Here is a 5,928-nt window from a genome sequence, read left to right on the forward strand (position 1 = left end):
GGTCGCGCATGCGCCGCCAGGCCTCGTGGTAGATCTGCGCCCATTCCTCCCGCGGGTCGAGATCGATGACCACGCCGTCGAGGGAGACCCGGGCCTCGCTGAGGTCGTCCGGCTTGCCGCAGGTGGCGACCACGTAGAGCTCGCCGGGTCCCTTGGCGACGACCATCTTCTCGCCCTTGGCGGCGATGCGAAAGCCCGCGACGCCGCCCATGAACTCCTCGGCCTTCTCGGACTCGAAGTCGAAGACCATCAGCGCGGCGGTCGGGCCTTCGGCCGCCTGGCCCTCGGTCCAGCCGCGCAGCGGCGAACTGAGGTAGAAGAGCTTGCCCTTGATCGCCTCCATGCCGCCGTACTGACCGGCGGGCAGGTCCAGCGGGACCATGCGCTGCTCGATGCCAGCGAAGTCGATGCGCACCGGCTGGGGGCCCTCGTCCTCCTTCTCCTCCTTGTCCGCCTTGTCGGCCTTGCCGCCCTTCTTGCCTTTGGCCTTGCCGTCCGCCTTCGCCTTGTCCGCGGCCTCCGGCTTGGGCGGCACGCCTTCGAGGTGGGCGAAGGGGTTCTCGCCGTCGGCCTGCAGGAGGACCAAGTAGAGCTTGTCGTTGTTGACCTCGATGTTGCTGAAGTCGCGGCTGCCGAAGAGGGGGTTCATCGCACGGCTGCCGACGAAGTAGAGGAACTTGCCCTCGGGATCCCAGGTCGGCGAGCTGCTGTCCGTGTAGGCGCTCGTCACGCGCCGGCTCTGCCTCTCCTGCGTGTCGTAGACGTGAATGCAGCGGAAGTCGTTGGGCATCACCTTCGTGTAGGCGAGCCAGCGGCTGTCGGGGCTGAAGAAGTACTCGTAGAAGCCGCCCCGGTCGCTGGCGTCGACCTTGACGGCCTCGCCGCCGGCGACCGCCTGCAGCCAGAGGTTCTGGGCTTCGTCGCCGTAAGCGATCCACTTGCCGTCCGGCGACCAGCAGGCGGGGTAGAGATGGCCGCGCTCGCCCGCTGGCTTGACCACCTTCACCTCGCCGCGACCCCAGGCGTCGGCGCTGTGGATGGCTTCCTCGCCGCTCGCATCGCTGACATAGAGCAGCTGCTTCCCGTCCGGGCTGTACTCCGGATGCTCCTCGCGGGCCCCGCTGCCGCGGGTGACGGGCAGCGTGACCCCGTCCTTTGCCGCCAGCGAGAAGAGCTCGCCGCGCGCGGCGATCGCCACGCGGTCGCCCTCGGGCGAGATCGCGAAGCCGGTGAGGAACTGCGCGGCATCGCTGTAGCGCGAGCGGGCGAGGCTGCGCTCGCTCGGCAGCTCGATTGCGAGCACAGGGTTGCTCTGGGTCGCCGGGTCGTAGAGCTTCAGACCGCCGGCCAGCATGTAGACGATGCGGCCGTCGGGACCCATCGCCGGCCAGCGCGCGTCCCAGTTCCCTTCGTCGGTCAGGCGGCGCCGGTCGCTGCCGTCGGGGAGCATGCTCCAGAGGTCGGCGGTGCCGCCCTGATCGCTGAGGAAGTAGACGCGCCCGCCGTGCCACATCGGGTAGGCGTCGAAGCCGGGGAAGTCGGTGATCTTGCGGAAGTCGGCCAGCTTGGGGTCGCCCACCCAGATCTCCGCCGCGGTGCCGCCGCGGTAGCGCTTCCAGGTGAAGGTCTCCGAACTGGGGCGGCTGAAGGCGTAGCGGCCGCTCACGGGATCGATGGCCAGGCGGCCCGCCCAGCCCACGGGCAGCTTGCGGGGCTCGCCGCCCGCGGCCGGGACGCTGTAGATCTCCCAACTGCCGTGGGGGTGTTCGGCGCGGGAGCGGAAGAGAATCTCCCGGCCATCGGGGCTCCAGTCGAGCACGTCCTCCGGGCTCGGATGCCAGGTCAGGCGGCGGGGCTCGCCGCCGGCGGCCGGCATCACGAAGACGTCGCGGTTGCCGTCGTATTGGCCGCTGAAGGCAATCCAGGCGCCGTCGGGCGAGAAGCTGGGCAGGCTCTCCAGGCCGGGGTGCGCGCTGAGCCGCCTGGCCAGTCCGCCCTGGTCGGAGACGGTCCAGAGGTCGCCTTCCGCGCAGAAGACCACGGTGTGGCCGTGGATATCCGGCGTGCGCAGGTAGCCGCTGGCCGCTCGGGCCGCACTCGCGGCGGCCGCGACGAGCAGGATGCCGGCGAGCGAACCGAAGGCGCGGCGACCGCGGTCGCCGGGAATGCGCTGTGTCATCTGAGCCTCCAGGGGCTTTGCGCGCCGGGTGTTCGCCTACTCGGCCGCAGGCGGCGGGCGCCGGAGCTGGGTTGATTCCGGGGAAGGCCTAGACTACTGTGCCGGACCAGCCTGTGTTTCAAGGGAAATCCGCAGGGAGCCTGCCAATGCCCAGCGCCCCGCGCGCTCTCGCCCTCGCCGCCGCCCTGCTCGCCCTGGCGCCCGGGGCCGGCGCCGATCCCAGCTTGCCGGGCGGCGAGGCCCCTCGCGACTGGGTCGTCCTGCCAGCCCTCGGCTACTCGAGCGACACGGGCTGGATGGGCGGCGGTCTCCTCATGCGACTGCACGGTTGCCGGAAACGGGCCTTGGGTGCGGACTCGGTTCCTAACGGCTGCCGCCGCTCCCAGGCTGCGCTCGCTCTGCTCTACAGCGAGCGCCGGCAACTCCTGGTCGCGCTGAGCGGCGACACGAACTGGGGCGAGGGCCGCCAGCACCTCCTCTGGAAGCTGGCCTGGCGGCGCTTTCCGAGCACCTTCTATGGCATTGGTCGAGAGGCCGCCCTCGAGGAGAGCTACACGCCGCGCAGCCTGGAGCTCGAGCTCAGCGCCCTGCGCCGGTTCGGCGCCGGCTGGGAGTTCGGGCTGGCAGCGGTGGCGCGACGCCAGCGCCTGGAAACCGCCAGCCTCGAGCCGGGCGGCCTCCTGGCCGGCGGCGCGCTGCTCGGCAGCGCGCCGCTCGCGAGCATCGGGCTGGGCCCGCGTCTGCTCCTCGACCGCCGCGACGAGGCCTGGCAACCTCGGCGCGGCGTCTACCTGAGCGCCGGCGCGACCTGGTATCGGCGCGCCCTCGGCGGCGACCACGACGGCGAGCGAGGCGGCCTCGACGCCCGGGCCTACCGCGAACTGGGCGCCGGGCTCGTGCTGGCGGGCCAGCTCTCCCTCCATGCGGTTTACGGTGAGATTCCCTTCGACGCCCTACCCGCGCTGGGCGGCGAGGAGCATCTGCGCGGCTACCCCGGTGGGCGCTTTCGCGATCGCAGCCGCCTGCTTGCGCAGCTGGAGCTACGGCGGCCGGCCTTGTGGGGCCGTTTCGGCGTCGCGCTCTTTGCGGGTGCCGGGGACGTGGCGCCGGCGCCGGGCAGGCTCGCTCCAGCCCGCGCGCACCTGGCCGCGGGTGCCGGCCTGCGCTACCGACTCGACCCGGAGAGCGGGCTCTCCTTGCGCGCCGATTTCGGCCGCGGTGAGGCAGGCGAGAGCGGCGTCGCGATCACCATCGGGGAGGCCTTCTAGACCGGCGGGGGCAGGGGCCGGCCCAGCCGCCGCAGCCAGAAGGCGAGGAAGGCGGCGGCCGTCGCGAGCAGGGCGAGGGCGAGCGTCAGGTTGACCAGGTCGATCGCCGTCGCCTGGCCGCCCAGGCTCCGCTGCAAGGCGCGCCAGCTCTGGATCACGAGTGCCACGGCCGTCGTCCCGAACATGAAGAATCCGGGCAGGACGAGCCAGGGCGCCCAGCGGTGCCGGGCCCGGAACCAGGCGGCGAGCAGGAGGAAGGTCAGGCCGGCCAGGAGCTGGTTCGAGGAGCCGAAGAGCGGCCAGACCACGAGCCAGACCGGCTTCGCCGCCCCCAGCGCGTCCTGGAGGTTCGCCCCCAGCAACAGGTAGGCGAGCGGCAGGCCGAGCGTGATGCCGGTTGCCAGCCACTTGCCGCGGCGGCCTTTCAGGCCGAGCAGTTCCTCCATCAGATAGCGGCCGAGCCGGGTCGCCACGTCCAGCGTGTCGTAGACGAAGGTCGTGAAGGCGAGCATGCCGAAGGCGAGCACCTGTTCGCGCGGCAGTCCGAGCACCGCGTGGACGAAGTGGGCGATGCCGCCCGCGTAGATCTCCGACGGGCTCTTCTTCAGCTCGGCCGCGCCGGCGGGCCACATCATCACAGTCATGAGCGCCATCACGGCGACGACACCCTCCAGCAGCATGCCGCCGTAGCCGACCAGCGGCGCGTGGGTCTCCTTGTGCAGTTGCTTGCAGGTCGTGCCCGAGCAGACGAGGCCGTGGAAGCCGGAGCAGGCGCCGCAGGCGATCGTGATGAAGAGGAAGGGGTAGAGCGTGCCCAGGTTCTCGGCGCGCCAGGCGAGGAAGGCCGGGTACTCCGCCTTGTAGCCGCCGAAGATGACGCCGAGCAGGCCGAAGGCGAGCACGATGTAGAGGAAGTAGCCGCCCAGGTAGCCGCGCGGCTGCAGGAGCAGCCACATCGGCAGCACGGAGGCGACGGCGCAGTAGGCGAGGATGATGACGCCCCAGAGCACGGCCGGCCGCGCCACGGCGAAGGTGATCGGCAGCAACTGTCCCCAGACGATGATGCCGACGAGGGCCGGGAAGAAGAGCAGGGTCGCCAGCCAGAGCGGCACCCGCCATTTCGTGAGCGCCAGGCCGAGCAGCACCGAGAGCAGCAGGTAGAGCAGGCTGGAGGTGGCAACGCCGCCGCCGATGTCGTGCTGGGTGTCGCCCCAGGTCTCCCGGGCCACGAAGGCCTGCGCCGTCACGTCGGTGAAGGCGATGACCACGTAGACGAGGCTGAGCCAGATGAAGGTCATCACGAGGGCGTAGGCCTGGGGGCCGAGGTACTGGCGCGCCAGCTCGGGCAGGCTCTTCGCGTCGTGCTTGATCGAGGCGACCAGCGAGGAGAAGTCGTGGATGGCGCCGATGAAGATGGTGCCGAAGACGATCCAGAGCAGCGAGGGCCCCCAGCCGAAGTAGAGCCCGGCCGTGATCGGCCCGACGACGGGCCCGGCCGCCGCGATCGAGGCGAAGTGCTGTGCGAGCAGGATCGGCCGCTTCGTGGGCACGAAATCGACGCCGTCGGCGAAGCGCTCCGCAGGCGTTTTGGCCGTGGCGCTGAGCTGGTAGCGCCGGGCCACCCGGAGGCCGTAGAAGCGGAAGGCGAGCAGGAAGAGCGCGGCGCAGGCGAGTCCCACGAAGGCGAGGGGCATGGCGACCTCCGGCGACAGGGACGCGCGAGTCTAGCGCAGGGTCGCCGGCGGCCCAATCGGAATCGCGGGCGCTGCCGGGGCTCAGCGAGCGCCGATGCGCACGGGCAAGCGCCGCTCGCCCCAGTCGCCTGGAGCCGCTTCGAAGCGGCCCGGCAGCGCTTCGCCGCAGGCCAGGCAGCGGCCCGTGGGGTCCAGTCCCCAGCGCCCGAGCCGGTAGCCCAGCCGCTCGATGAGCAGCGCGCCGCAGCGCGCGCACCAGCTGCTGCCGCCCTCGGCGTCGATCAGGTTTCCCGTGTAGACGTGGGCGAGGCCCTCGCGCTGCGCGATCGCTCGCGCCCGGTGCAGGGTGGCCGGCGGCGTCGGCGGGCGGTCCAGCAGGCGAAAGTCGGGGTGGAAGGCGGTGAAGTGGAGCGGCACCGCGGGGCCCAGGTGCTCGCGGATCCAGGCGGCGAGCGCGGTGATCTCGGCCTCGCCGTCGTTCTCGCCGGGGATCAGGAGCGTTGTGACCTCGAGCCAGACCGCCGTCTCGCGGGCGAGGTACTCCAGCGTCTCGAGCACCGCGCCGAGCCGGCCGCCGGTGAGCCGGCGGTAGAAGTCCTCGCTGAAGGCCTTGAGGTCGACGTTGGCCGCGTCCATCGCCGCGCAGAGCTCGCGCCGGCCTGCGTCCTCGACGTAGCCCGCCGTCACGGCGACGGTCTTGACGCCCCGCTCGCGGCAGGCCGCCGCGACGTCCACGGCGTACTCGAGGAAGATCACGGGATCGTTGTAGGTGAAGGCCACGCTGCGG

Annotated in this window: 5 protein-coding genes; 2 read left to right on the top strand and 3 right to left on the bottom strand. The window is 71.6% G+C overall.

Annotated elements, in window-relative coordinates:
• A partial coding sequence (locus tag FJ251_12715) for a hypothetical protein (protein ID MBM4118570.1) occupies positions 1-2,179 on the bottom strand: 2,179 nt, incomplete at its 3' end.
• A 127-nt stretch (positions 2,180-2,306) separates the two neighbouring features.
• Here FJ251_12715 and FJ251_12720 point away from each other — a divergent pair.
• Together FJ251_12720 and FJ251_12725 are read left to right on the top strand one after the other, a co-directional pair.
• On the top strand, positions 2,307-2,546 hold the full coding sequence (locus tag FJ251_12720; GenBank protein ID MBM4118571.1) for a hypothetical protein: 240 nt from the start codon (positions 2,307-2,309) through the stop codon (positions 2,544-2,546).
• Positions 2,476-3,447, top strand: coding sequence for a hypothetical protein (locus tag FJ251_12725; GenBank protein MBM4118572.1), 972 nt, complete (start codon positions 2,476-2,478; stop codon positions 3,445-3,447). The genes FJ251_12720 and FJ251_12725 overlap by 71 nt, the downstream gene beginning before the upstream one ends.
• Here the strand turns inward: FJ251_12725 and FJ251_12730 are convergent.
• Positions 3,444-5,141 (bottom strand): carbon starvation protein A, encoded by a 1,698-nt coding sequence (locus FJ251_12730; GenBank protein MBM4118573.1) that lies wholly within the window; start codon positions 5,139-5,141, stop codon positions 3,444-3,446. The two genes, FJ251_12725 and FJ251_12730, sit on opposite strands and share 4 nt — an antisense overlap.
• An 81-nt stretch (positions 5,142-5,222) precedes the next feature.
• Positions 5,223-5,928 (bottom strand): AmmeMemoRadiSam system radical SAM enzyme (gene amrS, locus FJ251_12735; protein MBM4118574.1); only part of this gene is annotated, 706 nt, incomplete at its 5' end.

The sequence above is a fragment of the bacterium genome (assembly GCA_016873475.1).
Taxonomy (GTDB): Bacteria; Krumholzibacteriota; Krumholzibacteriia; order JACNKJ01; family JACNKJ01; genus VGXI01.